Raw genomic sequence first — 13453 nt, forward strand, 5'->3', positions numbered from 1 at the left:
TGACGCAGCTAATCTCAGATTTAGCAGCTCAAAATGATTAAGTATTACTGCAAATTGGTATGATGAGCTTACTTACTTCACTGAGGCCAAAATATAAAGTTTCAAGGTGGGTTTTAAAATTAGTTAACTTTTTGGGCGAGATAATGAGTAGTAACTAAGCATTACTAAACATGCCTATCACCATGAGAGTGAGGAAAACAAACAGTTTTTAAGCTGGGCTAGCAATGCATTTTATATTTTAAGTCATACATTAAAATGTGATTAAAAGTCTAATCTAGGTGCTCATATTGACCACGATACACTTCAAAGGTTTTCACTACCGTATGCTGTTCTTTCGTTAAGTTATCAAACCAAGTATCAAAACGTTCATCGTCTTCTTGTTCACTCAAAGCAAGATACTGCGCTAACAGTTCAATGATATCGTTATGGCTAAATAATAACGTATCGACGCGGTGTGCAAGTGTAGAATGATCCTTATCACGAAGCGTATTCATTACATTTTGGTCTAACTGCTCAGTTTGAATTTCATCGTTCACTGCCTTACTCCTTCTCTTTGTATAAGCGCGTATACCTAGTTATAACAGCCTTCAAGACAATAGCCAGTTTTTTGAATTCAACTGCTTAAGGATTGCTCACACTGCTTATTTTTAATGCTATTTAGCATACATAAATAAGAATTGTTTTTATCTTGAACATTCCCTATATTTACTTTATTATAATTGATACATTATCACATAACATAAGTTAAAGAGATGAAACCTAACATTCACCCGGATTACCAACAAGTGGCTTTTCACGATACAGCCGCAGACAGCTACTTTATAATTGGTTCAACAATTAAAACATCACGGACAATCGCGCTAGAAGGTAAAACATATCCTTATGTACCAATTGATGTATCAAGTGACTCGCACCCATTTTACACCGGTAAACAAAAAGCGGTGGCAAGTGATGGTCGTGTCGCCGCATTTAACCGTCGCTTCAAAAACCTAGCAAGCAAATAACCGCCTAATACGGAGCAAAAATGAAAGTACTGAGTTCTTTAAAAAGCGCTAAAACTCGTTCTGGGTGTCAAATAGTAAAACGCAAAGGGCGTCTTTATGTGATCAATAAAGAAAACCCGCGTTTTAAAGCCGTTCAGGGTAAAAAGAAACGTTAAAAAAGGTGCTTAAGCACCTTTTTATTTACCAAATAATAACTCCCAAAAACCTGGTGGCTCATGAAGTTCATGGTATTTTTTTCGTAATTGATCAATTGATTTAAGGGGGGCTTTTGCAGCTTCTAACCCCTGTACTTCTGCAAGCTGCTTCGCGGATTTTGCTTGCTGAATAACTTTATCAAGTCCCTCTAAAGATTCACTTTCATGCTGTTTAAAATCAGCCTTTTTTGCTTTCTCTAGTAGATGAATAAACTCATCGATGGCTGTATTAAAAGAGTCTAGGTCAGTAGCGCGCACTGAGTTTTTATAAGCCAGCCCCATATTTTTCATATTAGCTTCAAGATCCAGTGGTGCATCTGCCATGCTACTAAGAGAAAAAAGTGTCAAAAAGCACACAAAAAGCGTTTTCATGTTGAGCCCTATTTAAGAATAATGTGCCAATTATACGCTTTAAAAAGAGTGAAACCTAGCCTCCATTTAAGCCAAAGAGTGGGTCGTAACCCTCTGGTATTAACTGTATAATCGATTAACTCTCACTCTTTAATTTATAAAATATTATGTTAAAAACCGTGCTATTCATTGCTTTGCTGGCTTTCTTACCGAGCACCTATGCACAATACAACGTTATATTTATCAATCCGGGGCATGCAAACACCAATGTTACCGGTCCGTTTTGGTATGAAGTTTCACAGTTAATGCGCGATGCAGCCGAAGATTTTGATCTGAACTTGACCATTCATTATGCAAATAGAAATCATATACTGATGAAAGAATTAGTGGCTGATGCAGTAAAACAATCACCCGATATGCTGATACTCGTGGATGAAAAAAGTGTACTCTCCCAACAGCTTTTAAATTTGCCGACCTTCAATACGCCCGTTTACTTTTTATTAAATCGCCCAACAGATAACGAACTACGCGCTCTCAAAAACAAAGGGATTAACATTGCTGGCAGTGTTGTGCCAGATAACGTTCAAGCGGGACACTTACTGGCAAAACAGCTCATTTCTAAAGCCCAACTCCCTGCCAGCATTTATGCTATTAATGGTGATCACACGACCCCTGCCGCTCTAGATCGTAAAACAGGGCTTGAAGCGTTTACTGCTCAACATGCACAAGTAAACATTGCAGCACAAGGTGTTGCTAATTGGTCATCGCCACAAGCATACCGACAAAGCTTAGGTCTATTAACTCATCATCCAGATATTCAGGTTATTTGGAGCGCTAATGATGCGATGGCATTAGGGGCCATTCGCGCATTAAATGAAAAAAAACGACGCACCGATGTGCTCGTTGGCGCAATAAACTGGCCACTCAGAGCCGCAGCTGAAAAAATCGATGTGTGCATTGGGGGGCATGTTACCTTAGGCGCACTCGCAATGATTAATATCCATGCTATTTTAGAAAATCCTAAGCACGATGTTTTGCACCAAAAGATGGCGATTTTTAGGCCTCATACAGAAGAAACACTAAAGTTCGTTGAGCAAATTCATAGCAATACCCTGGCAATTAACTTTAAAGTATTTAGTAAAGCGCAAAAGACACCACGGGTATTCAGCATTGAATCATTACTAGATGAAGCCAGTAAAAACGCGCTGTAAAGGGCGTTTACAGCGCACAATTAAACATTACTTATTGCTTAACCAAATAGCTTGGTAAGGCGATAGCAGCATTGTTTGGGTTTCTTCAGTAATAAGTTCTTCACTTATTAAGTCTTTCCACTGCTCTGTGCCAATTAAATTTAAGTCAGCTAGTGTCAACGTTTGTGGCTCATCACTTATGTTGTAAACACAAAACATGCTTTGCGAGCGATTGATACTTTGACGCCAAAAACCGAATAGCCCTTCACTTAAATGTAACGTGTATTGGGTGGCATTTGGATGAAATGCAGGCTGAGATTTACGAATTGCCATTAAGTTTTTCATCGCTTTAAACACAGTACGATGATGGGCATTTTCATTGCTCAATTTTGCTAATAGGTCTGACTCTTGCCAGCGATGACGATTAATAGCTCTATTATGTTGGCTGTTTTCAAAGCGTTCATAGTCATTGGTTGTCCCGAGTAAGCTATGAATATAAAGCCCTGGTATGCCTTCAAGAGCGAACATAATTGCGTGAGCACATAGAAACCGTGCAATGCCCCATTTATCTGGCCCTCGATGCGTTCCTTGCAAAGCATCAAACAACGCAATATTTAACTCGTACGGCGTATTTGTACCATCTGGAGCCGTTCGCAAAGACACCTTGCCACCGTATTTTGCTGTTGTACTGACCATTTCAGCTATTTGGGTTTGATCGAGCAAGCCTTCGACAGGCCGCAGCCCTATGCCATCGTGTGACGCAATAAAATTAAAATAAGCCGTGCCTTGCTGCGCCGGTGGCATACTCATCATCCAGTGTTTTAATGCGGTGCTATTACCACTGAGTAATGTGTGCAATAACAAAGGTGGCAATGAAAAGTTATAAATACAATGTGCTTCGTTGGCATTACCAAAGTACGACAGATTTTCGCGGTTAGGAATGTTGGTTTCGGTGATAATAATCACATTAGGTTCAACATGCTCTATAAGGGTACGAAGTAACCTGATCACTTCATGCGTTTCAGGTAAATTAATACAGCGGGTATTGAGCTTTTTCCATAAAAAAGCCACCGCATCAAGGCGAAAAATACGCACACCATTGTCTAAATAATGGCGAATTATAGCGACAAATTCATTTAAAACATCGGGATTAGCAAAATCAAAGTCAACTTGATCGTGGCTAAACGTACACCACACATGCTGCAAACCATCTTTCGTTTCTACTGCTTGTAAAAGTGGCGATGTTCGCGGACGAACAACTTGAATTAACTCATCGGTGGGGTTTGCTGTTTTAAAATACTCCCTGCCCGGCTCTTTGCCTTGAATAAAGTTTTCAAACCACACGCTACGACTAGAACAGTGGTTAATAACTAAATCAGCCATCAGCCTGACATCGGCTGAAATATCGCGGATATGCTGCCAGTTACCGAGCGCTTCATTCACTTGCACATAGTTCATCACCGCAAACCCTTCATCGGAGCTGTAAGGGTAAAATGGCAGAATATGCAATGCGTTAAGTTCTGGTAAGCATTGATTTTTAACAAAGCGATGTAACGTATGCAATGGCGGCTCTTCTGGTTTTGCCACTGCTTCCTCCGTGTTTGCATGGCGAATAATCGAATCACCGTACGCAATTAAAATCATATCTTGTTCGTCCCAACGGTTTTTGTGTGGCGTTGGGTCTCGAACAGGATCATCGCATTGCATGGTGTTAATCAATCTATCAGCGAGTTGTTCTAGGGTTGTATTAAGATCAACTTCGCCGTAGATACACGTTAAATGCTGTATAACTCGTTGTTGGAGTAGCTCTAATGTCACGTGTCTTCTCCGTTAAATATAGTCTTTATTATCAAGCTCTACGGCTTCTTCTAAGCGCGCAAATACATCGGGCATCGCCGATGCAACCCGGTTCCAGCTTGGCACAAAGGGGGCTTCCATTGGATTTTCTAAGAAGTGTTGTCCCGCATTCATTATATTTTGCGCAAACATCTCAACGGCTTTTTCTTCTTGGTGAATATCAAGCGTTAGGCCATTCATTAGCGCATCGTTGTGATACGTTTCGATAAAATCCAGCGCAATGCGATAATAGGTCGCTTTTAGAGAGCGGATAGTCTCAGAGGTAAACGTTACGCCTTGCGTTGCTAGCTTTCTAAACAAAGCTTTAGTGATATCAATCGACATTTTTGACAAGCCAGCAGCTTGATTACCCAACGATAAATCTTGGTGTATATGGTCGTAATTATCAGCAATATCAACCTGACATAACCGATTATGTGAGTAGTTACGATACATTTCTGATAACACACCAATTTCAAGACCCCAATCACTTGGAATACGAATGTCGTTCAGTACATCACGGCGAAACGAGAATTCACCAGCAAGTGGGTAACGAAACGAGTCCATGTATTCAAGATAGTCACTGCTACCTAAAATAGTTTTAAACGAGCGCAGCAGTGGCGTGACCAATAATCGTGACACTCGGCCGTTTATTTTCCCCTCAGCAGTGCGCGGATAAAATCCTTTACAGAACTCATAGTTAAAGCGCGGGTGTGCAACGGGGTAAATAAGTCGAGCCAGTAATGCTCTGTCGTAAGTTAAAATATCACAGTCGTGTAACGCGATAGATTCAACTTTTGCCGTTGCAAGTTTATATCCCATGCAGTACCAAACATTGCGACCTTTACCGAGTTCTCTTGGCGCGACGCCCAATTTTTGCAACTCTTTATCGAGCGCTTGTAAACGCGGACCATCGTTCCAAAGCACCTTGTGGTGTTGGTCAAGCTCAGCAAAAAATTGTAAAGCATGGCGATATTGGCTTTCATCGGCACGGTCTAAACCAATGGTGATTTGTGAAAGGTAAGGTACATGCTTTAGTTCAGCAATGATGTTTTGCAGCGCGGGTCCTTCAAGCTCACTGTATAACGAGGGTAAAATAAGCCCCATAGGCCGTTGCTTTGAAAAGCTAATTAACTCTTTTTCTAGTTCTTCTACTGGTCGATCAGCAATATTGTGTAGCGTAGTTATGATGCCATTTTGATAAAAATCAGCCATGAGATTGCTCCTTTTTTGCTGCTAAATGCGCTTTAATAATGCTTAATGCCGAGACTTCTTGAACCCAGCCCTCAGGGGCGGGTTTATCACTGAGCTGCCACGCTTTTTGTAATATGTGTGCTTGCACTTGACTGCCCGGGTTCTTGATAAGAACAGCGGTATCTGCCGCTTTTAGCATGGCAACATCATTTTGACTGTCGCCCAAAGCAATAACGGTAAAGGGGTTGCGATATGCTTTTTTAAATTGATTTAATAACCACTTTTGCGCTAATCCCTTATTTGTCCCTTTCGTAATATGAATAAAACGACCGCCAACCAACACCTCGTAATCGAGTGACGACATAATGTCTATAAATTGTTGTCGCTGTGTATCACTGCCTGAAAAACAAATAGGATCTGAATATTGACGCTGTAAAGCCAGTTCGCTTTTATCGAGGGGTAAACCAGTAAGTTCAGCAATTTCTTGGGCTGAAAACTGACTAAATAAACGCACACAATGACTAAACTGGCTTGCATGCTGATTAAGGTCATCGTGTAATTTATCGCAGCTTTGTGTGAGAGCATACCGCCAAAACCCATGATATTCGTCACAACCAATTGGTTTTACTGCAAAGTAGTTTTTGGGAATATACACTGCCGCCCCATTCTCAACAATAAAGGGCTGGTGATGTTCAAGGCCCGCTTGAATATCTATAACCTCAGCAAATGTTTTACTCGTATTAAAAATAACGTTAATACCCGTATCGTTCAGCTCAGCTAAAAAAGGTTTTATAACGTCACACTCGTAACTATCGTGATCAAGCAAAGTGCCGTCTAAATCGGTAAAAATAAGTGGTTGTGAAATTTTATCTGCCAACAACTGCATTTTTGTAATATCGCGTTGGCTATCAAGTAATAATAAGGCATCAACATCATGTGCGAGCGTCGCTAAGTTTTCACGGGTGATTCGTTCAAAATGAGATATAAAGCGCCTCAGTGTTATTTCATCAAATGTGCCTTTACCTAATCCATTTTTAGCAATTAACTTGTGTTCTTGCTCTAAACGCCATGCATACACATCTTCAAACGATGGTGCTTTTAACATAATGGTGTAATCAGCCATAGCAAATACATTCTGATATTCATTCGCTAAACAGCTGTTCACACAACGCCGCCAAACGCCATCAGCATCCTCGTATTGCTCTAAGTCATTGATAGGTGTTTGCAGCTGATATGGCTGCTGCGCAGTACTGGCAACGCACCATCCTTCAAAAAATATGATATCGACCGGCTTTTGGTTAGTTGGCCAGTGTTCTTTTGCGACAGGGTCATCCGTGAGCTTGTCGAATTGCGGTAAAGGCACATTCTTTTTGCCAGCCATTAACGCCGATAAGGTTTGTTCCATTAACTTTATATCGTGAGTACCGGGGACCCCTCTCGTTACAAAGAGTGGGTGTACGTCTTCGGCCAACTCGGCTCGTGCTGCATGACTAAGATAAAAGTCATCAATAGACAAGGAAACACTATTAAACTCTGTATTGCTGTTGACCCACGTCACAAGAAAATCAGCAAGGGTTGTTTTACCAGAGCCCTGACAGCCATTAATCGCCACCAGCATCGGCTGTCCAGCCATTTTTGCGCTTAACACATCGTGCGCGAGGGGTATAAAGAATTGTTCACTTAAATATTGATATTTAAGTGGTAACTGATGTTTCGCTAAAAACGGGGTTATATCCACAACATTTGCCTCTTGCATAATCGCTCCTACCAGTATGACATAGAGATAAATGCAGTTAGTAGACCAGTTTTATAATTCCTTACTTTTTATGAGGTTACAAAAAAAGCGCATATTAAATGCGCTTTTTTGGTGCAAATTCACATCATTTTTTACATGCTATTGCTCAGTCTGCACTGCTTTGGGGAGCACGGCATTTAAAATAATACCGAGAATGGCACATAAGCTTACACCTTGTAGGCTAAACTCATTACCACCAATATGCATACCACCAATACCAAACACTAATATAAGTGCGATAATCGTTAGGTTGCGTGGGGCTGTCAAATCTTCTCCCGATTTAACCAAAGTATTCAAACCAACTACCGCAATAGAGCCAAACAGCAAGATCATAATACCGCCCATCACTGGCACAGGAATGGTCTGCAAACCCGCGCCCATTTTTGCTACAAAGGCCAGCACAATAGCAATAATCGCTGTCCACAACATCACACGCGGATTAAAGTTTCGTGTCAGCATCACTGCCCCTGTCACTTCAGAGTAAGTGGTATTCGGTGGCCCACCGAAAATGGATGCCGCAGACGTTGCCAAACCATCACCTAATAAGGTGCGGTGTAACCCTGGTTTTTTTAAGTAATCTTTTCCCGTTACTTGGCTAATAGCCATCATGTCGCCAATGTGTTCTATTGCAGGCGCAATAGCAACTGGCACCATAAACAAAATAGCTTGCCATTTAAACTCTGGATACGTGAATGCAGGCACAGCAAACCAATTGGCTTCGGTTACTGCATTAAACTGCACAATACCAATGTATAAAGACGCAACATAACCAGCAACAACCCCAGCCAGAATAGGAATAAGCTTAAAAACACCTTTGCCCCACACAGCAAAAATAAGTGTGACGAGCAAAGATAAACCCGACACCCAAATAGCTTGCTCGTAAGGCACTAACTGCGCAATGCCATCACCAGCCTTGCCCATTGCCATGTTTACAGCCACAGGTGCAAGTGCTAACCCTATCACCATGATGACAGGACCAACCACCACTGGCGGCAACACTTTTTCTAAGGCGCTAACACCTTTAAACTTAACAACTAAGCTTAAAATTAAATAGCAGAACCCTGCTACCATCAAGCCACCCATTGTGGCTGGAATACCCCACATTTGCACTGAAGCGATAATAGGAGCAATAAACGCAAATGACGAAGCTAAAAAAATGGGAACTTGGCCTTTAGTCACAAAATGGAACAACAAAGTGCCTAAGCCTGCGGTGAATAGCGCAACATTAGGGTCAAGCCCCGTCAGTAAAGGGACAAGTACCAACGCGCCAAATGCGACAAATAGCATTTGCGCCCCCGTTAAAATAGTTTTTAACGAAAATGTTTGATGATTTTCCACGCTATTTACCTAAACTGTGCCAAAAATTTTGTCGCCGGCATCTCCTAAGCCTGGAATGATATATCCTTTTTCATTTAAGTGACTGTCTAATGAAGCCGTAAAGATTTCAACATCTGGGTGAGCTGCCAATGTTTTCTCAACACCTTCGGGTGCTGCAACGAGAACAATGACTTTAATATCTTTACAACCTGCTTTTTTAAGCATATCGATAGTGGCAATCATTGAACCACCTGTCGCAAGCATTGGATCAATTACGAGACTTAAACGCTCATCAATCTTGCCAACTAATTTTTCAAAGTACGGAACGGGTTCTAAGGTTTCTTCGTTGCGTTGCAAGCCAACAACACTCACTTTTGCAGCAGGTAATAACTGCATAACACCATCCATCATACCAAGCCCAGCACGCAAAATAGGCACAACTGTAATTTTTTTACCTTTGATATGCTCAACTTCTAAGGGAGAGCCATCCCACCCTGTGATTTGCACATTTTCTAGTGGTAAATTTTTAGTCGCTTCGTAGGTAAGCAGGGTCCCCACTTCAGACGCTAATTCACGAAAACTTTTAGTACTAATACCTTCTGCGCGCATAAGGCCAAGTTTGTGTTGAACTAACGGGTGAGTAATTACATGGATAGACATAAGTAGAACCTAAAAGAAATAAATTACGCCTATTTTAGCGCATAATAGACAACTCGACTGCAAAAAATCCCCCTTCATTGCATTAATTTCTTTAACTGGTCTAATATTAAACAGTAGGCAGTGTCTATTAAGCGCTTTGCAACAACATCGGCTACTTCCGCTTAACAATTCATTTAATAAAATTGGGCATCAGAATGGCATGAAACTATACGCAACGATTCTTTTATTATGTATTTATGCTGTGCCGGTTAATTCTGAGCCATTGCATGTAAAAATAATGACTGACTTTATTCCGCAAGCAGACGGCAGTCCCGAGAATGAGGCAACTGAATTCGTGTTAGCTGCGGTCACTGAGTTGGGCAATAAAATCAGCTTACAGTTTGTACCTGGCAGCCAATTACAGGACTGGAAACAACTTAGTCAACTTCCCGATGTCTGTTTACTCAACAAGCTTAAAACACCTGAACGAGAAGCGAGTGCTATTTTTACTCGGTATCCTCTGATGGCCTTTCCCGAAAACAAACTGATTGTATTCAACAAACCAACCTTACCCAACTCGATTTCATTAACCGACGCCGTAAATTATTATGACCTCACCATTGGCGTGACGAGTCGGCGGTCTTACTCTGCTAAAATCGATGATTTTATAAAACGACACGAAGAACATTTTTTTAAAGTAGATGGGGCTGCCAATGCAATTCAGCTTGGCTACATGCTTTTTGAAAATAAAATTGACGCTATTTTTGAATATAAATCAATGTTCATTCACCGTTATCAACGCGCACATGGTATTGATAAAATCCGTTACTTAACGATTGAACCCTCTGAGCCTGCTGCATTTGGTTACATAACCTGTTCGCCCTCGCCGCAAGGTAAACAGGCCATTGCATTATTTGAACACGCATTGCAAACAGAGAAAATAAAGACTCTCATTAGTACAAGGCTCATGGAATTATTTCCTGCACCCGACAATACGTTGATTGTTGATGCTTTTAATGCCGCCTATAAAAATTAAGACATTAAAATTTGTTCCATTACCCAGCTGGTGTGTAAAGCGGTTACACCGGTTGAGGGATGAGGCGCGCCCAAATCAAAAAATTGAGCCATATTTTCTACATGAAATTGCTGTATATGAGTTGGGTTTTCAATAGATAGTTGGCGTATACCCTGTGTGTTGTTGAGCTCGATAGGTTTTTCGTCAAACACACTAAAACATATTTCACCCTCACTGCCATAAATAATAACGTCGTCAAAGCGGTTCGCACACGCAAAGTTCCAACTGCCAGAGCCCGTAATCCCCGATTTATGATGCCAGTGCGCTGTAATAGCATCAAAAGCGGAATAAAGCCCTTGTTGATTAGCACAAAAACCGTGTACTTTTTCAAAATCACCTAATAAATACGCTAACAAATCAAGACCATGGCTTGCTAAGTCATCAAAGTAACCGCCACGTGCAATCTGTTTATCAGTTCGCCAGTTATATTCTCTAGATAAGTCCAAAGCACTTGCTGGTTTGCTCAAATGCCAACTTACATGACGCACTTTACCAATTGCGCCACTTTCAATAAGCGATTTCACTTTATTAAAACGTGGCAACGAACGACGATAATAAGCAACAAATAAAGGCTGTTTTGCCTCTTTGAATGCTTCAACAATGGCTAAACTGTCTTCATAGCTAGGCGCTAAGGGTTTTTCGATACAACAGGGTTTGCCAGCCGCCGCCACTTCAAGTGCAAACGTTTTATGGCTGTCGGGCGGCGTTGCAATGTATACGGCATCAACCTGTGCATCGTTTATTAACTCACTGGGGCTTGCAAACACCTTGGGCACATGATGACGCTGTGCATAGTCGCGAGCTTTGTTTAAATCTCGACGCGTCACGCCCACCAGCTCAATGCCATCGGTTTGTTGATACGCGGGACCACTTTTAACTTCGGTTACTGCGCCACACCCAATTATGGCAAAACGAATTGGCTTATTCATTACATTCCTTTTTTAGTGAGATAATAGTTAAACTGACTTTGCATATAGCGATTAATTTTTAAATGCTCGGGACTCCACCCAGCTAAAAAGCGGTAAAAATCAGCCCAAGCATATGCCCAGAGTTCATCCCAGCTAGCAATCACATCTGCCGCACTGATATTCGGTTTATAACGTTTTAGAGCTAAGGCGAGCTCATCGTAATACTGGTCTAAATATGCGCTGGCATAGGTATGGAGCGCCTTATCACTTAAGCAACTACCTAAAAAGTACATAACATCAATAATACCGACACCCTTTCCAACGTATTGAAAGTCATAGCCATATACACAATTAGTGTGTGGCTTTATGGCAAAATTAGCAAGTTTCGCATCGCCATGTATGAGCGTTTGATATACACACTGCTTAAGTGCTGTATCGATATTTTCTGCTTCAACTTTTAGGCTTGAATGTGTCATTCGCGCATACTCATCTGGACGAGTCGCTAAGTGCCAATAGCTACCTTGCGGCCAAAGCCCCTCAGCAGTGCTACTTAAATTAACAGCATGAAAATGCGCTAACCATCTAAGAATCGCATCAATATAAGCAGAGCTTGCTTGGGCTTGTTGATAACCACACGCAGTAAAATCAGCAAATAAGAGTGCTTGCTGGTTATTTTCTTGCACCGCGTTTAAGCAGGGAATGGCTGCAGCCTCAAGCGGTAACTGTCCACTAAACTGCTGATACCAATTAAATTCGACTAAATATGATTGCCGCTTTCTTGCTAATGCAAACTCACTTTGCGTGATCCGACTATGATTAATTTGCCGAGGGACTTCTATGGCTTTTATGACACATGCCTCACCGTTAAGTTTACAGCGAATAATTTCGCCGCAATCACTCCATACAGAGGCTGCATGCTCTATGTCTTTAATATCAGGAAAGTGCTTTTTAACAAATTGCCTTACGTTCATACAGTCATGTTTTAACAAAAAATCTATGGGCAATGGTAGGTGATATCCCTTTCGGGCACAATATTGCATCCCTAAGCTGAACTTTTTACACTGATCACACTCATTAAAAAAATAAGCGTATTTGACCTGAAAAACTCAGGATTAGATCCACGCATTTGATATGTTTTTAATCCATGTTTTTCTACCATAAGTCATCAAGCAAAAAGCGAGGGGCGGCTTATGAACACCACGGTAAAAGATTGGTACATTGTTGCTGTTATGGATGGTGAGCAATTGGTCGGTGAAGTGCTGTACGGTACAGTTATAGAAGATGCGACCATCCGCTTTTATGAAGGGGACTACGTGACAACATCAAGGATCGTATCAATAGATGTTAAGGCTCAGCAGATAATAACAGCAAGCAACTCTTGCTACGCTCTCAAGGGACGCGGAAAACGAGCTGTTATCGATTTAGACGATTTCGAAATGCTTCGCCACGGATTTTCGCCTGAGCAAATTAGGGCGTTAAATAGCTCATCGCCACTTTTAGCCCATTAGCACTGGCACCAAGCGGACTTTCATCAATCAACCACTACTACGTTGGAGCTAATAATGCCGACACACAAAATTGATTTTCACAATGCCGAATGCTCGGCCTGCCATAAAAAGCATGTCGATATTAGAACTGAGATAATTGCACCATCACCAGATAGACCAAACGCTATTCGCAAGAAAATTATCTTTCGATGCGAAGAACACCTCGATTGCGATGTCGATGAGATTGAAAAGCTTGCGCTAGTCAAAAAGCGTTTTCAAAATCTAGACGCAAATGACCTTGTTGATGGTGAAACTTTCCTAAAGCAATTGGACTCTGATTAAGTAAAGCATAAAGCAGGTCACCTAAAAAATTCAAAGTATTGCCAAGTATTAAAAAAATAGTAATTACTGAAATCCATAATACTTCCCAGTAATTGGAATGCCTTTGATGAGAATAGCCGTC

Annotated in this window: 15 protein-coding genes; 6 read left to right on the forward strand and 9 right to left on the reverse strand. The window is 41.3% G+C overall.

The features are described 5' to 3' along the window. Positions 1-269 precede the first annotated feature (269 nt). Positions 270-536 carry a hypothetical protein gene (locus LPA49_RS12285; protein ID WP_036972133.1) on the reverse strand — a complete coding sequence of 89 codons (267 nt, stop codon included), beginning with the start codon at positions 534-536 and terminating at the stop codon, positions 270-272. Positions 537-752: 216 nt separating this feature from the next. Here LPA49_RS12285 and LPA49_RS12290 point away from each other — a divergent pair, with 216 nt between their 5' ends. Together LPA49_RS12290 and ykgO are read left to right on the forward strand one after the other, a co-directional pair. Continuing rightward, positions 753-1004 (forward strand): type B 50S ribosomal protein L31, encoded by a 252-nt coding sequence (locus LPA49_RS12290; RefSeq protein ID WP_036972134.1) that lies wholly within the window; start codon positions 753-755, stop codon positions 1002-1004. A 20-nt stretch (positions 1005-1024) separates the two neighbouring features. Further along, the gene (ykgO, locus tag LPA49_RS12295) at positions 1025-1159 is read left to right on the forward strand and encodes a type B 50S ribosomal protein L36 (protein ID WP_065979009.1); all 135 of its coding nucleotides are present in this window, start codon (positions 1025-1027) and stop codon (positions 1157-1159) included. A 21-nt stretch (positions 1160-1180) separates the two neighbouring features. On the opposite strand, the gene LPA49_RS12300 is transcribed toward ykgO, so the two are convergent. Further along, entirely contained in the window at positions 1181-1570 is a 390-nt protein-coding gene (locus tag LPA49_RS12300) for a cytochrome b562 (RefSeq protein ID WP_182396500.1), read from the reverse strand. 146 nt (positions 1571-1716) lie between these two features. Here LPA49_RS12300 and LPA49_RS12305 point away from each other — a divergent pair, with 146 nt between their 5' ends. Then, entirely contained in the window at positions 1717-2760 is a 1044-nt protein-coding gene (locus tag LPA49_RS12305; RefSeq protein WP_065979007.1) for an ABC transporter substrate-binding protein, read from the forward strand. Between the two features lie 27 nt (positions 2761-2787). On the opposite strand, the gene LPA49_RS12310 is transcribed toward LPA49_RS12305, so the two are convergent. From LPA49_RS12310 to upp, 5 genes are all read right to left on the reverse strand, one after another. Continuing rightward, entirely contained in the window at positions 2788-4557 is a 1770-nt protein-coding gene (locus LPA49_RS12310) for a sugar phosphorylase (protein ID WP_230236610.1), read from the reverse strand. Positions 4558-4569: 12 nt separating this feature from the next. Then, the gene (locus LPA49_RS12315; RefSeq protein WP_230236612.1) at positions 4570-5790 is read right to left on the reverse strand and encodes a glycosyl transferase; all 1221 of its coding nucleotides are present in this window, start codon (positions 5788-5790) and stop codon (positions 4570-4572) included. Next, entirely contained in the window at positions 5783-7525 is a 1743-nt protein-coding gene (locus LPA49_RS12320; protein WP_230236613.1) for an HAD-IIB family hydrolase, read from the reverse strand. Before LPA49_RS12320 ends, LPA49_RS12315 begins: the two co-directional genes overlap by 8 nt. A 138-nt stretch (positions 7526-7663) precedes the next feature. Continuing rightward, on the reverse strand, positions 7664-8902 hold the full coding sequence (locus tag LPA49_RS12325; protein ID WP_230236615.1) for a uracil-xanthine permease family protein: 1239 nt from the start codon (positions 8900-8902) through the stop codon (positions 7664-7666). A gap of 9 nt (positions 8903-8911) precedes the next feature. Continuing rightward, the gene (gene upp, locus LPA49_RS12330; RefSeq protein WP_036972148.1) at positions 8912-9541 is read right to left on the reverse strand and encodes a uracil phosphoribosyltransferase; all 630 of its coding nucleotides are present in this window, start codon (positions 9539-9541) and stop codon (positions 8912-8914) included. Positions 9542-9740: 199 nt separating this feature from the next. Here upp and LPA49_RS12335 point away from each other — a divergent pair, with 199 nt between their 5' ends. Then, positions 9741-10556, forward strand: coding sequence for a hypothetical protein (locus tag LPA49_RS12335; RefSeq protein WP_230236617.1), 816 nt, complete (start codon positions 9741-9743; stop codon positions 10554-10556). On the opposite strand, the gene LPA49_RS12340 is transcribed toward LPA49_RS12335, so the two are convergent. Both LPA49_RS12340 and LPA49_RS12345 read right to left on the reverse strand, forming a co-directional pair. Beyond that, on the reverse strand, positions 10553-11524 hold the full coding sequence (locus LPA49_RS12340; protein ID WP_230236620.1) for a Gfo/Idh/MocA family protein: 972 nt from the start codon (positions 11522-11524) through the stop codon (positions 10553-10555). The two genes, LPA49_RS12335 and LPA49_RS12340, sit on opposite strands and share 4 nt — an antisense overlap. After that, entirely contained in the window at positions 11524-12474 is a 951-nt protein-coding gene (locus LPA49_RS12345; protein WP_230236623.1) for a phosphotransferase, read from the reverse strand. Before LPA49_RS12345 ends, LPA49_RS12340 begins: the two co-directional genes overlap by 1 nt. A gap of 219 nt (positions 12475-12693) precedes the next feature. Between LPA49_RS12345 and LPA49_RS12350 the strand changes: the two genes are divergently transcribed. After that, positions 12694-13011 carry a hypothetical protein gene (locus tag LPA49_RS12350; protein WP_230236625.1) on the forward strand — a complete coding sequence of 106 codons (318 nt, stop codon included), beginning with the start codon at positions 12694-12696 and terminating at the stop codon, positions 13009-13011. A 54-nt stretch (positions 13012-13065) separates the two neighbouring features. Further along, entirely contained in the window at positions 13066-13332 is a 267-nt protein-coding gene (locus LPA49_RS12355; RefSeq protein WP_230236626.1) for a hypothetical protein, read from the forward strand. Positions 13333-13453 lie beyond the last annotated feature (121 nt).

Source organism: Pseudoalteromonas sp. MB41 (assembly GCF_020966275.1).
GTDB classification, from domain to species: Bacteria; Pseudomonadota; Gammaproteobacteria; order Enterobacterales; family Alteromonadaceae; genus Pseudoalteromonas; species Pseudoalteromonas lipolytica.

Bases quoted from the DNA above. Each gene is read 5' to 3' on its own strand.
- LPA49_RS12290 (WP_036972134.1), top strand. From the start codon at position 753: ATGAAACCTAACATTCACCCGGATTACCAACAAGTGGCTTTTCACGAT.
- ykgO (WP_065979009.1), top strand. From the start codon at position 1,025: ATGAAAGTACTGAGTTCTTTAAAAAGCGCTAAAACTCGTTCTGGGTGT.
- LPA49_RS12300 (WP_182396500.1), bottom strand. From the start codon at position 1,570: ATGAAAACGCTTTTTGTGTGCTTTTTGACACTTTTTTCTCTTAGTAGC.
- LPA49_RS12305 (WP_065979007.1), top strand. From the start codon at position 1,717: ATGTTAAAAACCGTGCTATTCATTGCTTTGCTGGCTTTCTTACCGAGC.
- LPA49_RS12315 (WP_230236612.1), bottom strand. From the start codon at position 5,790: ATGGCTGATTTTTATCAAAATGGCATCATAACTACGCTACACAATATT.
- LPA49_RS12320 (WP_230236613.1), bottom strand. From the start codon at position 7,525: ATGCAAGAGGCAAATGTTGTGGATATAACCCCGTTTTTAGCGAAACAT.
- upp (WP_036972148.1), bottom strand. From the start codon at position 9,541: ATGTCTATCCATGTAATTACTCACCCGTTAGTTCAACACAAACTTGGC.
- LPA49_RS12335 (WP_230236617.1), top strand. From the start codon at position 9,741: ATGAAACTATACGCAACGATTCTTTTATTATGTATTTATGCTGTGCCG.
- LPA49_RS12340 (WP_230236620.1), bottom strand. From the start codon at position 11,524: ATGAATAAGCCAATTCGTTTTGCCATAATTGGGTGTGGCGCAGTAACC.
- LPA49_RS12345 (WP_230236623.1), bottom strand. From the start codon at position 12,474: ATGAACGTAAGGCAATTTGTTAAAAAGCACTTTCCTGATATTAAAGAC.
- LPA49_RS12350 (WP_230236625.1), top strand. From the start codon at position 12,694: ATGAACACCACGGTAAAAGATTGGTACATTGTTGCTGTTATGGATGGT.
- LPA49_RS12355 (WP_230236626.1), top strand. From the start codon at position 13,066: ATGCCGACACACAAAATTGATTTTCACAATGCCGAATGCTCGGCCTGC.